Source organism: Rhizobium sp. P1_E1, assembly GCF_056406015.1.
The window spans coordinates 13,305-27,557 of sequence record NZ_JBFUAY010000068.1 but is presented as its reverse complement, the minus strand read 5'-3'; the positions used below and the strand labels follow the sequence as shown (position 1 = coordinate 27,557).

Sequence of the window (14,253 nt, the reverse complement as noted above, 5' to 3'; positions counted from 1 at the left end):
TGTCCGCGAGGCGGCGGAACGGGTCGGCCGCAACCCGCGCGAAATCCTCGCCTTCAACCTGCAAACCGTGATCCTCGGCGAAACGGATGCGGAAGCACAGCGGAAGTTCAACGAATACCGCAAATACGCTTCCTTCGAAGGCGCGCTGACACTGATCTCCGGCTGGACCGGCATCGATTTCGGCCAGTTCGGGCCGGACGAGGTGCTGCGGCACCGTCATACCAATGCGGTGCAATCGGCCGTCGAAACCTTCACGACAATCGATCCCACCAAGGAATGGACGGTGCGCGAAATGGCCGACTGGGTCGGCATCGGCGGTTTCGGCCCGGTTTTCGTCGGCTCGCCGCAGACGGTCGCCGATCTGATGCAGGAATGGATCGAAGACACCGATGTCGACGGCTTCAACCTTGCCTATGCCGTGACGCCCGAAAGTTTCGAGGACGCGGTCGATCTGCTGGTGCCGGAACTGCAAAAGCGCGGCGTCTACAAGACCGAATACGCCAAGGGAACGCTGCGCGAAAAGCTCGGGGGAGCGGGGCCGCGGCTCGTCGCGCCACATCCGGGCGCCGCTTATCGCAATCTCTTCGACGCGCCCGCACGTGTCGCCGCCAACGGCTGAGCGAATAATGGCTGGGTGACAAAAAATATCTCGCCCAGCCCGACTATTCGAATCTAACCTCTATGACAATTTGCATTTCGCCCTGAATATGGGCACCCGAATTTCACCGATCAGGAGGGGTCATGACCGTATCATCTATCTCGCGGCGCACGCTGATGAAGGGCACCGCCCTGCTCCTTGCCTCGACGGCGCTCGCCCGGCAGGCGCTCGCGCAGACCGCGCCCGCCGGCGGCCGGCTGATCGTTGCAGCCGATTCCGAGCCGAAGAACCTCAATCCTGCCATCGTCGCCTCGAACGGCGTATTTTTCGTCGCAAGCAAGGTGATCGAGCCGCTCGCCGAAGCGTCGTTCGACGGCAAGGATGGGCTTTCGCCGCGCCTCGCCACCTCCTGGGAAGGCTCGGCCGATGGCCTCTCCGTTACCTTCAAGCTCCGCGACGGCGTCACCTGGCACGATGGCAAGCCGTTTACCTCGGTCGATGTAGCCTTCTCGGCGCTCAACGTCTGGAAGCCGCTGCAGAATCTCGGCCGCCTGGTCTTTGCCAATCTTCAAGCCGTCGATACGCCCGACGATTACACCGCCATCTTCCGCTTCTCCAAGCCGACGCCGTTCCAGCTGATCCGCAACGCGCTGCCTGTCGTCACCAGCGTCGTCGCCAAGCACATCTTCGACGGCACCGATATCACCACCAATCCGGCGAACAACACGCTGATCGGCACCGGTCCGTTCAAGTTCGCCGAACACAAGCCCGGCGAATATTACCGGCTGACGCGCAACGAGAATTATTGGGACAAGGACCAGCCGAAACTCGACGAGATCGTCTTCCGCGTGCTGCCCGATCGCGAAGCGGCGGGTTCGGCGCTCGAAGCAGACGAAATCCAGCTTGCCGCCTTCTCCGCGGTGCCGCTCGCCGATCTCGACCRCATTTCGAAGGTCGGCGGCATCAAGGTGATCTCAAAGGGCTACGAGGCTTTGACCTATCAGCTCGTCGTCGAGATCAATCATCGTCGCAAGGAACTGGCCGATCTCAGAGTCCGTCAGGCGATCGCGCAGGCGATCGACAAGAAATTCGTGGTCGACACGATCTTCCTCGGTTACGCCGCGGCCTCGACCGGTCCGGTGCCGAAGAATGCGCCGGAGTTCTATACATCAGATGTCGCGGCCTATGATTTCAACCCCGCAGCGGCGAACGATATCCTCGATAAAGCAGGATACAAACAGGGGGCAGACGGCAACCGCTTTACGCTGAAGCTCCGCCCCGCGCCCTATTTTAACGAGACCCGCCAGTTTGGCGATTACCTTCGCCAGGCGCTTGCCGTGATCGGTATCGATGCCGAGATCGTCAATGCCGATGCGGCCGCACATCAGAAGGCAGTCTATACCGACCACGACTTCGACCTCGCCGTCGGTCCGCCGGTCTTCCGTGGCGATCCGGCGATCTCCACCACCATTCTCGTCCAGTCCGGCACCCCTGATGGTGTGCCCTTCTCCAACCAGGGCGGCTACGTCAATCCGGAGCTCGACAAGATCATCAAGCAGGCCTCCGAGACGGTCGACACGGCGGCGCGCACCGATCTCTACCGCAAGTTCCAGCAGCTCGTCGTCGGCGATCTGCCGCTGATCAACGTTGCGGAATGGGGGTTCATCACCGTCGCGCGCGACACCGTGCTCAACGTCGCAGACAATCCGCGCTGGGCCGTCTCGAACTGGGGCGATACCGCGCTGCAATCGTGATAGAATCGGCGGCAATTCTCTTCCAGAGGCCCTGTCCGGCGTGAAACGTGCAATCATCCTCCTGAGGCGCAGGGCGATCAGCAGCATTCCGGTGCTGCTGACCGTGGTGATCTTCACCTTTTTCCTGCTCGAAACCGCCTCGGGCGATGCCGTCGACGCCTATCTCGGCTCGATCGGCGGCGGCGATGCCGCACTTAGGCAGTCGCTGCGCGAGAGCTATGGCCTCGACCAATCGATGCTCGCGCGCCTTTGGCTCTATCTTTCCTCGCTCGCACGCTTCGATCTCGGCTGGTCGGTCGCCTTCAACAGGCCGGTCGGTGCGCTCATCGCTGAACGGCTGCCCAATACGCTGCTGTTGATGGGCAGTGCGACGGCGCTTTCCTTCGGTCTCGGCTCGGCGCTCGGCATCCTTGCCGGGGCGCGGCCGGGTAGCCTACGGGACCGGCTGCTGTCGATCGGCTCGCTGATTGTTTACGCCATTCCGAGTTTCTGGCTCGGCCTGGTTCTGAGCATCGCTTTCTCGGTGAAGCTGCGCTGGTTTCCGATCGCTGGCGTCGAGACGATCGCTTCCGGCAAGACGGGTTTTTCGCGCGCGCTCGATATATCAGATCATCTGGTTCTGCCGGTGAGCGCACTGGCCCTGATCTATCTCGCCTTGTTCCTGCGGGTGATGCGCAGCGGCATGGCGGAGGCGTGGAAGCTGGATTTCGTGCTCTTCGCCCGGGCCAAGGGCCTGTCGCGCAGCCGCATCGTGCTGCGTCACGTGGCGCGTAATGCGCTGCTGCCGCTCGTCACCATGCTCGGGCTGCAATCGGCCGCCATGCTCGGCGGCAGCGTGGTGATCGAGAGCGTCTTTGCGATCCCGGGTTTCGGCCGGCTGGCGCAGGAGGCGGTCAACGGCCGCGACGCGCCGCTGTTGATGGGCATCGTCGTCACCAGCGCCGTCCTCGTCATCTCGGTCAATTTCCTCGTCGATCTCGTCTATGCCGCACTCGACCCGCGCATCGGCGCTTCGGAGGGCGACGTATGAGCTGGCTGCGACGCCTGTTGCGCACGCCGGAAGGTGTGGCCGGACTTGCGATCCTTTTCGTCCTGCTTGCGGCCGGGCTGCTCGCTCCCGTTATTTCGCCGGGCGATCCGCTGAAAATTGCCGGCCGCGCCCTGCTGGCGCCATTCGCCGATCCGGCTTTTCCGCTCGGCACCGACCGGCTCGGCCGCGACGTCCTGGCGGGGTTGCTCTACGGCGCGCGAACCTCGCTCGCCGTTGGTCTGGCTGCGGCGTTTTCGGCCATGGTGCTTGGGCTCTGCGTCGGCATGGCGGCGGGTTTTGCCGGCGGGCTGGTCGATGAAGCGCTGATGCGCGTGGTCGATGCCTTCCAGATCGTGCCGGCTTTCCTGCTTGCCCTTGCCTTCGTGAGCACCATCGGGGTCTCGACGCATGTCGTCGTCCTTGCCATTGCGCTCGGCACCTGGGCAGACCCGGCGCGGTTGACGCGAGCGCAGGTGCTTGCAATCCGCGAGCAGGATTACGTCGCCTCGGCAAGGGTGATCGGCATGCATCCGGCCGAGATCGCCTTCCGGGAAATCCTGCCAAACGCGTTGCCGCCGGTGCTGGCGCTCTCCGCCACCATCGTCGCCGGTGCGATCCTCACCGAGGCGGCGCTGTCCTTCCTTGGCCTCGGCAATCCCAATATCGCCACCTGGGGTTCGATGATCGCCGAGGGTCGCAGCGTTCTGCGTTCGGCATCCTATCTCTCGGTCATACCGGGCGCTGCCCTCGCCGTGACCGTGCTCGGCGTCCATCTTTTCAGCGAGGGTCTCGGCAAGGTGCTTGGCGATGACGTTGTGAGGGCGGCATGAGCGGCATTTTCTGCAGCCTGCGACAGCTTTCGATCACCTATGGGCGCGACAGGAATAGCGCGGCCGCACTCGATGGCGTCGATCTCGATATCGTCGCCGGCGAAAGGCTGGCGATCATCGGCGAAAGCGGCTCCGGCAAGAGTACGCTCGCCCGCGCGCTTGCCGGCCTGCTGCCGGAGGGAGCGAAGGTCGGCGGCGAGATGCTCTGGCCCGGACTTGGTCGTCCGCCGCGCCCAGGCCGCGACTTCGGCTTGGTTTTCCAGGATCCAGGCTCCAGCCTCAATCCCGTCCTGACGGTCGGCGAGCAGGTTGCCGAAGGCGCCAGGCGCCATCTCGGCCTCAGCTGGAAGCAGGCCTATGTCAGGGCATGGGAATTACTCGGGCGGGTGCGAATACCGCAGCCTGACAAGGCGATGCGGGCCTTTCCGCATCAGCTTTCCGGCGGCCAGCGCCAGCGTGTGGCGATCGCGGCGGCCATCGCTGCGCAACCTGCCCTACTGATCGCCGACGAGGCGACCAGTGCGCTCGACGTCGTCGTTCAGGCCGAGATCGTCCGCCTGCTCGACGGGCTGGTACGCGAGGACGGTATGACGCTGCTCTTCATCACCCACGACATCGCGCTTGCCTCCGGATTCGTCGATCGCATCGCCGTTTTCCGCAATGCCAAGCTGGTCGAGGCGGGCCCCGTCCGTTCAGTGCTTTCGGCGCCGAAAAGCGACTATACCGCCGCCCTCATCGCCAGCCATCGCGACCTCGCAACGCCGCCGCTGATCGCGGAGGTGCCGGCATGAACGATACCTTGCTTTCCGTCGAAAACCTGTCGAAAGGTTTTTCTTCTGCCGGCAGGCAGGTTGCCGCCCTCGATAATGTGTCGCTGACGATCGCGCCTGGGGAAACACTCGGTCTCGTCGGCGCCTCTGGCAGCGGAAAATCGACATTATCGCGTATCCTGCTGCGGCTCCTCTCGTCCGATGCCGGTTCGATCCGCTTCGAAGGGGCAGACTGGCTGGCACTTGATGGTGCGCCCCTGCGCCGCAAGCGGGCGCGCATGCAGATGGTGTTTCAAGATCCCCTCGCCGCCTTCAATCCGCTGGCGACCGTCGGCACGGTGCTCGACGATCCGCTTCGCATCCATGGCATTGCGGCGAAGGACCGGCGCCCCGGCGAGATCGTCATGCTGCTGGAGCGTGTCGGCCTCACCGCCGATCATGCCGCCCGGCCGGTGCGTTCGCTCTCCGGCGGCCAGCGTCAGCGCGTCGCGATTGCGCGGGCGATTGCGACAAAGCCATCGCTGCTCGTGCTCGACGAGGCGGTGTCCGCCCTCGATGTCACCGTGCGCGGCAGAATTCTGGAGCTTCTGGTCGACCTGCAGAAAGAACAGGGCATTGCCTGTCTCTTCATCTCGCACGACCTTGCCGTGGTCCGTGCCGTCTCCCACCGCATCGCCGTCATGGATGGTGGGCGGATCGTCGAGACCGGACCGGCAGCGGCGGTCGTTGCGGCGCCGCAATCCGAGGCTGCCCGTGCGCTCGTTGCCGCCGTCCCCCGTCTCGTGACCGATCCCTGCTGAAGGAAGTATCCATGTCCGATCTTGGTTGGAATCCCCTGCATGGCGTGCCCTCCTATCCCGCGGAGCGCTACGCCGTCCTTGCCGACAGAATCGGCGACATCTTGCGCAGCCGCAACGATATATTGCTGGTGCAGGCAGAAGCGGTGGTGGCGCTGGAGGCCGCCGCGGTCAGCCTTGCGCGCCCGGGCCGCACAGCACTCAACATCATCACCAGCTCCTATGGCGGCTGGTTCGGGCAATGGCTGCGACGGGGTGGCGCGGCGGTCGCCGATATCGTCGCCGAACCGGGCCTGCCGATCGAGATCGAAGCAGTCGCCAAAGCGCTCCAGACGGGTCCGAAGATCGATGTGCTCGCTCTTGTGCACGCGGAATCCGCGAGCGGCATTCTCAATCCTCTCCCCGAGATACTGGCGCTTGCCCGGGCTCGCGGCATTGTCACCGTCGTCGACGCGGTCGCCTCGGTCGGTGGCCATCAGCTCGATGTCGACGATCTCGGCATCGACATCGCGGTKATCGGTCCGCAGAAGGCGCTCGGCGGGCCGGCCGGCGTCTCCGCGCTTACGGTTAGCCGCCGCGCCTGGGATCTCATTCTCAGAGATGGTGCACCGCGCGATTCGATCTTGTCGTTGGCCGATCTGAAGACCTGGGTCGACAGCGGCCGACGCGGCCTGCCGGGAACGCCGGCGCCGCTGGAATTCTTCGCGCTGGAAACGGCGCTCGACCACGTCGAGGCCGAAGGCCTGGAGAATATCGTCGCCCGCCATGCGCTGGCGGCATCGGCGACACGGGCGGGGCTTGCCGCGCTCGGCGCCCCGGACTGGGTACCGGCAGCAAGGGCTTCGAACCTGGTGACGGCGGTGCCGGTGCCGGAGTCGCTGGCGCCTGCCGCGCTGATCGCAGCCGCCGGGCAGTTGGGAGTCGAGCTGACCGAAGGCGTCGGAACCGGGCCGGCCCGTCTCCTGCGGCTGAACCACACGGGTCCGCGCGCCGCATTCCAGACGGTGCTCTCGAATGTCGTGGCGTATGGCGCGGCCCTCAGGCAGGCCGGCCATCCCTCGGATATATCAGCCGCTTCCGAGGCGATAGCTGCAGCCTACCGTCGCTGAGACGATGCTCTCCGAATCAGGAAGGCATGTCGGCGACCACAAGCGGCCCCGGCTTAGGCCCGGCCTGACGAAAACTTTGCGGCACCCCGATGAAAGCCGTATCCGGCCCTTGATAATCATGGCTCATCAAGGCAGGAGAGTGGTATCGCGGAGACTTGGTGCAGATGACGAAATTGCTGGATGCGCAGGGCCTGGAGATTTCACATGAGGGGCATCGCACCCGCCTGAAGTGGCACCGATTGCGCAAGCGGTTTGCCGATCCGTTGTTCTCAGCCGAAGTGATGGCGGAGGGATTTGCGTCAGGCGCCTCGATGGAGCTCGATCTGCGCGTGCGCGCCGATGGCGGTTTCGTCGTGCTGCACGACGAGGACCTCGAAGGTGAAACGACCGGGCATGGACCGATCACCGAAAAGAGCATCGGCGACCTCGGCGATATCAGGATGCAGGAGGGCGACCGGCCGCTGATCCTCAGCGAGGATCTCGCCGCCATGATGCAATCGACGAATCCGGCCGCGCTGCTGCAATTCGATATGAAGGACGACTACGAGGCGATCGGCGCCAGGGGCATTGAGCATCTTGCCGAGCATTTCCGCGATATCGCCGCCTCGGTGATCGTCAGCGGCGACAGTCTCGATCTCATCGTCGCGGTCAAGGAGAAGCTTCCGCATCTGCTGCGTGGGATCGACCCCACCGACAAGCTCTACGATATCAGCAAGGCTCGCGGCTGGAGGGCGGTCGAGGCGGAATTGCGCGCCGACCTGCGCGGCCCGACGGAACCGGATACGATCTACCTCCAATGGTCACTGATCCTAGGCGCCGCCAGGGAAGGTCTCGACATGATCGCGCTCTGCCAGGAGCAAGGCAAACGCGTCGATGCCTGGACCTTCACCCTGAAGGATCCGGAGGCCGGCTTCAGCGAAGAGGAATGGCGAAACTTCCAGGCGCTGATGGCCCTGAAGCCGGATCAGATCACCACCGACGAGGCACCGGCGACCGAACGCGCCTGGGACCGCCGCATGGCGGATTAACCAGCGGGCGTCGGCGCATGGTGTCGAAAGTTATGAGAGATTTTCGATAGCCTATTTCCGGGCTTGTCGCGTACTTTTTGCAATTTGCATCATTTTAAACTTCTGATGCTATCCATACCAGCAGAAAAATGTTGGTGTTCGAGATGCAAGTTGTTGATACTGAAGCAGTTACTCAGCAGGCAAATCCCAACTTACAAGAAGCGTGGCATCTTGGATGTACAGGCCGTTCGCTTGAGGCACTCGCACTGGCCGGCGAAATCCTTGCTGATGCCAAGGCGCGGGGCGACGATCGGCTCGCCGCGCAATGCGACACCGACATTGCCTGGTACTGTTTTCAAATCGGCAAGGCCGAACTTGGGCTGACGCATATTCGGCGGGCGGTAGACTTCTGGAAATTGAACGGGGAGCGCAAACAGGAAGCCTGCGCCCGCGCGTATTTCGGATGGCTTCTCTTGGAATTGGGCTTGCCGGAGGAAGCGATCGAAGAAGCGACCCGCGCCTTGGATCTGGCCGACAAGACRGCAGACTCGAAAGCACAAAGCCTGGCGACTAACGTCGTTGGGATTATCTTCTGGTACAACAAGCAGCCCGACCGGGCCATCTTGATGAGCGAGAGGTCCGTCGAACTCGCCAGATTGATTGGCGACAGAACCTATGAATGCTGGTGGCTGATCAATCTCGGCGGCGCTCATTCGGAAGGCGGATATATCGCGGAGGCGCTCGGCCGGCCGGAGGAAGGACACCAGATGCTGGTCAGAGCACTGGAACTGACCGAACAGGCGCTCGACATCGCAACCGAGATCGGCGACAGCTGGGCTGCTCGTATCTGCCTCGGCAACAAGGCCGAGTTCCACAGCCATCTGGGCGAGCATGACAAGGCGCTGCAATGCATGGAGCGCTACCGGCTGTTTCAAGAGAACAGCTATGTCCGGGACAGGCAGCAATATCTCTACACCCTGGGCCAGATCTACAACAATTCCGGAAAATTCACGGAAGCCCTGTCGCCGCTGCTCGAGGCGCTGGAGCTGATCGACGCCGGCGGCAGTTTCGATTCCTATGTTCAGATCTATCTTTATCTGTCGCAGGCCTATGAGGGGCTGGGGCAGTTCGATCAGGCGCTGGAGGCACATAAGAAATACCACCAGGCCTATTTGCGCAATAGCGCCGAGAGTACCCAGCGGCGCGCACGTCTCGCCGAAATCTACTATGAAACCAAACGGTTCAAGGAAGTTGCCGAAACGGAGTCGAAGCGCGCAGAAACGCTGGAGGCCTCCTATCAGAAATTGCAGGAGCAAACCGATATCCTTGCCAATGCCGTCTATCTGGACGCACTGACCGGGCTCTATAATCGCAAATATCTCGACAGCCGGTTTAAAGCGCTGACATCTGAGAAACGTCCATATTCGATCGCGATGCTGGATGTCGATCACTTCAAGTCGATCAACGATAACTTCTCTCACATGATCGGCGACCGGGTCCTGAGTGCCATTGGAACTATACTGCGCGGCCAGCTGCGCATTACCGATCAGGCAATTCGCTTTGGCGGCGAGGAATTCGTCGTCTTGCTCGCCGGCACTCCCCGAGGCGCTACCGATATCTGCGAGAAGTTGCGTTCGGCCATTGAGCGGTGGGACTGGTCCGAGGTCTGCAACGGGCTGCATGTGACGATCAGCATCGGTGTCGCCGGTAGTACTCTATCCACCAATTCTCCGAACGAGATTTTGGCGATCGCAGATCAGAATCTCTATGCGGCGAAAAAGAGCGGCCGCAATCGCGTTGTTGCGTAACGGGCGTTCCGTAACTTTCGGGCGAAGTTCGCAGTCTCACAAATCGGGCGGATCGCGTCTGTGGGAGAGGTGTATCTATAGCCCCTCGATGTCGAGAATGAACGCGAATTCGCCGGCAAGCCCCGGCGAGTAGGCGATGACGGGTCCGCCCTGTGCAAGCAGCCTATCGACCGGCGGCATCGCCACCACAGCGCCGGCCTCTTCGGCGATCAGCGCGCCGGCGAGCATGTCCCAGGCATTGAGGTGGCGTTCGTAATAGAGATCGGCAGCACCCTCGGCGACACGAACGAGGTCGATCGCGGCCGCGCCCATGCGGCGATAATCCATGCCGCGTTCGTGGAGCCGCCGCGAGAGCGCGAGATGGTCGTCGAAGCTCGTCTTGCGGGAATGGCCGAGAATGACAAGCGCATTGGCTGGATCGGCGGTCGCCGCCGCATGGACCGGAATCCCGTCCTTGAAGGCGCCACCGCCGCGGACGGCGTGAAAGACYTTGTCTCCGGCGGCGTCGTAGACCACGCCGACCTCCACCTTTCCGCCGACGACAAAGGCGATCGAGACACCCCAGTGCCGGAAGCCCCTGATATAGTTGGTCGTACCGTCGATCGGATCGACGACCCAGGTGCCGCCCTTACCCGATCGTCCGCCGCTCTCTTCGCCCATGAAACTATCATCCGGAAAGCGCGAGAGCAGCCCGTCGTGGATCGCCTGCTCGGCCCTCCTGTCGGCGATGGTGACGAAATCCTGCAATCCCTTGTTCTCGACGGTGAGGGTTCCGAGGTCAGAGTCGCGCCGAAACCGGGCCGTCTCCCGTCCGACCTCGAGGGCAACGGTGATGGCGACCTCCGCCCGTGCGCGGATGGCAGCGGCGTCGAATGCGGAATTCATCAGGCAGTCCTTCTTCTGATCAGTGTCACCGGCGTGAATTCGACACGCGCCGTCAGGTCCGGCTCGGCCATCCGGCTCATCAGCAGGTCGACCGTCTTTTCGGCCTGGACGTCGCAGGGTTGGCGGATGGTCGTCAGATCGTAAGCGGTCCAGCTCGCCTGAGGAATGTCGTCATGGCCGATGATGCGCAGCGGCGGCGCATCATCACGGCCGCGGCCCTGCAAGACGCGGTCGATCACGCCGCAGGCCATGTAATCGTTGGCGCAGAACAGCCCGTCGATGCCGGTTGCGGCAAGTTCGGCTGCCGCATCATAGCCGCTCCGGTAATCATTGATCCTGATCTGCAGGAACTGCGCCTCGACGCCGAGCTGCTTGCAGCGTGCGATGAAGGCCTCGCTGCGCCGCCGCGCCGTATAGGATATAGCGGGGGCGGCCATTACAGCGGGCTTTCGCACGCCGCTGTCGATCAGGTGGGTGGCGGCGAGATGGCCGGCCATGCGGTCGTCCGAGATGATGCGGTCGACGAAGGGGATGTCGTTGCCCTTGTTGATCAGCACGATCGGAACGCCTTCGGCCGCGCATTGCTCGCAGATCTCGGTCGGCGGGGCGTCCGAGGTGACGATGACGCCCGACACGGCGTAATGGAGCAGCTGGCCGATGACGGTCGAGGTGTCCGCCTCTTGCGAGGTCGGCAGCAGGATGGGACGGAAATTGCGGGCGATCAGCACTCTCGCCAGATTCTCGATCTGCAACGTGCGAAACGGATTGTCGAGGCCGGCGGCRACGACGCCGACGAGATCGGAGCGTTTGTTGGTCAGGCTTCGGGCAAGATAGTTGACCCGGTAGCCAAGTTCCTTGGCGGCCTGATAGACCTTCTCGCGCGTCTTCGGCGAGACGCTGGCATCCGGCGTGAAGGCGCGCGACACGGCAGCGCGCGAGACGCCGGCCACACGCGCCACGTCGAAGGAAGTTACCTTGCGCGGTCCCTTATCCCTGTCTGCCAACTGCTTTTTCCTTAACCGCAGGCGGCCGCATCAGATCGGGCAGATCCGTGCAGATGCCGAGAACCGGAAGCTTCATGATGTCATCGAGAATGGCCGGCCGCTCCTCGTGCCAGAGCACGATCTCGCGGCCCGCCTCGAAGGCGCGGCGCATCAGCGCGTCGGTCACCAGATCCTGCGGACGCTCGCCTGCCCTCTCCCAGCAGAGGTGCAGGATATCGGCGCCGGCCTCGTCGCCGAGCGCATGCGGATCGTGGCCGACACGGATCAGCACCGAGAGCGGAAAATCGCAGGCGGCGTCGCTGARCTCGCGCACCTGCGCCGTGTCGAAGGAGCCGAGGCAGGCGAAACGCTGGTTCATCTCGGCAAGGTGCCGCCAGCAGCGCATGCCGGTTCCAGGCGCCTTCAGCTCGACATAGAGACCGGTCCCGGTCTCGCGGCCGAGTGCGGCGACCTGCGAAAAACTCGGCACGTCGACGCCGTCAAGTGCGCCAAGCTCCGCCGCCGTCATTTCGGAAATGCGGCGGTCGATGCCGAAGACACGCTCGAGATGGTCGTCATGCGAGACGACGACCACGCCGTCCTTGGTCAGTTGCGTGTCGAGCTCCCACATCTCAGCGCCGAGTTCGGCAGCGCGGCGGAAGGCGGCAAGGGTGTTCTCGCGTTCATGGCCGCTTGCGCCACGATGGCCGATGCAAAAGGGAAGCCGACCCTTGCCTGACGGCCAGCCGTAACGCTGGAAAAATGCTGAGAAATCTCGGGTCATCAGAGCCTCCTGCCATTTTCGTCGAAGACGAATATGCCGCGGCTGTCGATCGCCCACCGGACGTCGTCGCCGACGTGAACATCGCTGCGCACCGGCTGGATGGAGCGCAGCAGCGGTCCGCCGGCAAGAGCCACGTCGTAGAGGTTCTCGCGACCTTGCGTTTCGGCGAAGGTGATCTTGCCGGGCACGGTGATGTCGCCTGCCGGCGTAAAATGTTCCGGCCGGACACCGAGCATCAGCTTCGTGCCCTCGGCGGCTCCGACGGTATCGGGCAGCGGCACGCGGATCTCGCTTTGCGGGATTGTGAAGGCGCCATTGTCCACAACGCCGCGCAGGAAGGTGATCGGCGGATTACCAAGGAAGCCGGCAACGAAGGCGGTCTTCGGATCATTGTACATCTCGGCCGGCGTAGCGATCTGGACGATCTCGCCTTCCTTCATGATGGCGATGCGGTCACACATGCTCATCGCCTCCACCTGGTCATGGGTGACGAGAATGGCGGTGATGCCGGTCTCCCGCTGCAGGCGGCGGATTTCCGAGCGCATTTCGAGGCGCAGCTTGGCGTCGAGATTGGCGAGCGGTTCATCGAGCAGCAGCACATCTGGCTTGCGGATCAGCGCGCGCGCCAGCGCCACGCGCTGCTGCTGGCCGCCGGAAAGCTCGGCCGGCCTGCGGCCCATCAGGTTGCCGATCTGCACGAGGGCGGCGATACGGTCGACCTCCTTGCGGATCTCTGCGGCGGGCATGCCCTTCACCTTCAGCGGAAAACCGATGTTCTCGGTAACCGTCATGTGCGGATAGAGCGCATAGGACTGGAAAACGACGCCGACATTGCGAGCCTGGCTCGGCAGGTCGGTGACGTCGCGGTCGCCGAAGAGGATGCGTCCGCCGCTCGGCCGGTGGATGCCGCAGACGGAAAAGAGCGTCGTCGATTTGCCGCAGCCGGAAGGGCCGAGCAGCGCCAGCATCTCGCCGCTGCCGACTTCGAGCCGCATGTTCTCGATGACCTTGGTGGAGCCGAAGCTCTTCGAAAAATTGTCGAGGAGGATGCGCATCAGCCTTTGCTCCCGCCGCCGTAGATGTTCATGAGATATTTGTTGAAGAGCGCGTAAACGATCAGCACGGGAACGAGGTAGAAGACGCCGACCGCTTTGAACATGTTGAAATCATAGTTGTTGTCGTCGGCAAGGAAGGCCGCGAGATAGACCGAGAGCACCTGCACCTGATTACCAGGCGCCAGCACCTGCGGCAGGATGAACTCGCCCCAGCCGGAGAGGAAAKAGAACAGGCCGAGCGCCATGATGCCGGGCTTGACCTGCGGCAGCACGAGGCTGCGCCAGACCCGGAAGCGCGAGGCGCCGTCGACGACGCCGGCCATTTCGATTTCCCACGGCACGGTGTCGTAGAAGCCCTTCATCAGCCAGATGCCGAGCGGCAGGTCAATCGCCGCCTTCACCAGGATGACGCCGATCAGCGAATTGTAGAGACCGATCATCTGCAGCACGATGAAGATGGCGATGATCAACGTCACCGACGGGAAGGCATGCAGCACCATGACGCCGGCAAGGAAGAAGCCGCGCGCCGGGACGTTCAGCCGCGATAGCACATAGCCTGCCATCGATGAGACGATGAGCACCAGGCTGGTGGTGCAGGCCGAAAAGAGCAATGTATTCAGCGTCACCYGCCAGATGTTTGCCTTGCCCTCCGTCGTCTGCCAGAGGAATCGCCAGTGACTAAGCGTCAAGCCCGAGGGCAGCAGAGCGTCCGCCTGCTTCACGGTCACGGTGTCGAGGAAGAGATAGACATACATCAGGAGCAGCGGCAGGCTGACGATGGTCAGCGCCGATATGACAGGCCAGCTGCGATAATTTGCCGAGGGCTGCGATCGTTCGGCCATG

General features: G+C 63.1%; 14 protein-coding genes. 9 read left to right on the top strand and 5 right to left on the bottom strand.

Annotated features, from left to right (window positions below):
- From AC1D1Z_RS21290 to AC1D1Z_RS21250, 9 genes are all read left to right on the top strand, one after another.
- Positions 1 to 619, top strand: a 619-nt coding sequence (locus tag AC1D1Z_RS21290) for an LLM class oxidoreductase (protein WP_477851647.1), incomplete at its 5' end; no start/stop codon positions are given.
- Between the two features lie 122 nt (positions 620 to 741).
- A complete protein-coding gene (locus AC1D1Z_RS21285; RefSeq protein WP_477851646.1) occupies positions 742 to 2,352 on the top strand; it encodes an ABC transporter substrate-binding protein in 1,611 nt (536 codons plus the stop codon).
- A gap of 40 nt (positions 2,353 to 2,392) precedes the next feature.
- Positions 2,393 to 3,382, top strand: a complete 990-nt coding sequence (locus AC1D1Z_RS21280) for an ABC transporter permease (RefSeq protein ID WP_131647163.1) — start codon at positions 2,393 to 2,395, stop codon at positions 3,380 to 3,382.
- Positions 3,379 to 4,212, top strand: a complete 834-nt coding sequence (locus tag AC1D1Z_RS21275) for an ABC transporter permease (protein WP_131647162.1) — start codon at positions 3,379 to 3,381, stop codon at positions 4,210 to 4,212. Before AC1D1Z_RS21280 ends, AC1D1Z_RS21275 begins: the two co-directional genes overlap by 4 nt.
- Positions 4,209 to 5,003 carry an ABC transporter ATP-binding protein gene (locus AC1D1Z_RS21270; protein WP_131647161.1) on the top strand — a complete coding sequence of 265 codons (795 nt, stop codon included), beginning with the start codon at positions 4,209 to 4,211 and terminating at the stop codon, positions 5,001 to 5,003. Before AC1D1Z_RS21275 ends, AC1D1Z_RS21270 begins: the two co-directional genes overlap by 4 nt.
- Positions 5,000 to 5,782, top strand: a complete 783-nt coding sequence (locus tag AC1D1Z_RS21265) for an ABC transporter ATP-binding protein (RefSeq protein WP_018246996.1) — start codon at positions 5,000 to 5,002, stop codon at positions 5,780 to 5,782. Before AC1D1Z_RS21270 ends, AC1D1Z_RS21265 begins: the two co-directional genes overlap by 4 nt.
- Positions 5,783 to 5,793: 11 nt before the next feature.
- A complete protein-coding gene (locus tag AC1D1Z_RS21260; protein WP_131647160.1) occupies positions 5,794 to 6,888 on the top strand; it encodes a pyridoxal-phosphate-dependent aminotransferase family protein in 1,095 nt (364 codons plus the stop codon).
- A 164-nt stretch (positions 6,889 to 7,052) separates the two neighbouring features.
- On the top strand, positions 7,053 to 7,916 hold the full coding sequence (locus AC1D1Z_RS21255) for a glycerophosphodiester phosphodiesterase (protein ID WP_205912212.1): 864 nt from the start codon (positions 7,053 to 7,055) through the stop codon (positions 7,914 to 7,916).
- 128 nt (positions 7,917 to 8,044) lie between these two features.
- Positions 8,045 to 9,703: a tetratricopeptide repeat-containing diguanylate cyclase gene (locus tag AC1D1Z_RS21250; RefSeq protein WP_047622168.1), complete on the top strand. Its 1,659-nt coding sequence runs from the start codon at positions 8,045 to 8,047 to the stop codon at positions 9,701 to 9,703.
- Positions 9,704 to 9,778: 75 nt separating this feature from the next.
- On the opposite strand, the gene AC1D1Z_RS21245 is transcribed toward AC1D1Z_RS21250, so the two are convergent.
- Genes AC1D1Z_RS21245 through AC1D1Z_RS21225 form a run of 5 tightly spaced genes read right to left on the bottom strand, consistent with a single transcriptional unit; the run spans position 9,779 to position 14,252 of the window.
- Positions 9,779 to 10,588, bottom strand: a complete 810-nt coding sequence (locus tag AC1D1Z_RS21245) for an inositol monophosphatase family protein (RefSeq protein ID WP_131647158.1) — start codon at positions 10,586 to 10,588, stop codon at positions 9,779 to 9,781.
- Positions 10,588 to 11,592, bottom strand: coding sequence for a LacI family DNA-binding transcriptional regulator (locus AC1D1Z_RS21240; RefSeq protein WP_047622170.1), 1,005 nt, complete (start codon positions 11,590 to 11,592; stop codon positions 10,588 to 10,590). The genes AC1D1Z_RS21245 and AC1D1Z_RS21240 overlap by 1 nt, the downstream gene beginning before the upstream one ends.
- Positions 11,576 to 12,355 (bottom strand): glycerophosphodiester phosphodiesterase, encoded by a 780-nt coding sequence (locus tag AC1D1Z_RS21235; protein ID WP_477851645.1) that lies wholly within the window; start codon positions 12,353 to 12,355, stop codon positions 11,576 to 11,578. The genes AC1D1Z_RS21240 and AC1D1Z_RS21235 overlap by 17 nt, the downstream gene beginning before the upstream one ends.
- A complete protein-coding gene (locus AC1D1Z_RS21230; protein WP_018247003.1) occupies positions 12,355 to 13,410 on the bottom strand; it encodes an ABC transporter ATP-binding protein in 1,056 nt (351 codons plus the stop codon). Before AC1D1Z_RS21230 ends, AC1D1Z_RS21235 begins: the two co-directional genes overlap by 1 nt.
- Positions 13,410 to 14,252 (bottom strand): carbohydrate ABC transporter permease, encoded by an 843-nt coding sequence (locus AC1D1Z_RS21225; protein WP_477851644.1) that lies wholly within the window; start codon positions 14,250 to 14,252, stop codon positions 13,410 to 13,412. The genes AC1D1Z_RS21230 and AC1D1Z_RS21225 overlap by 1 nt, the downstream gene beginning before the upstream one ends.
- Position 14,253 lies beyond the last annotated feature (1 nt).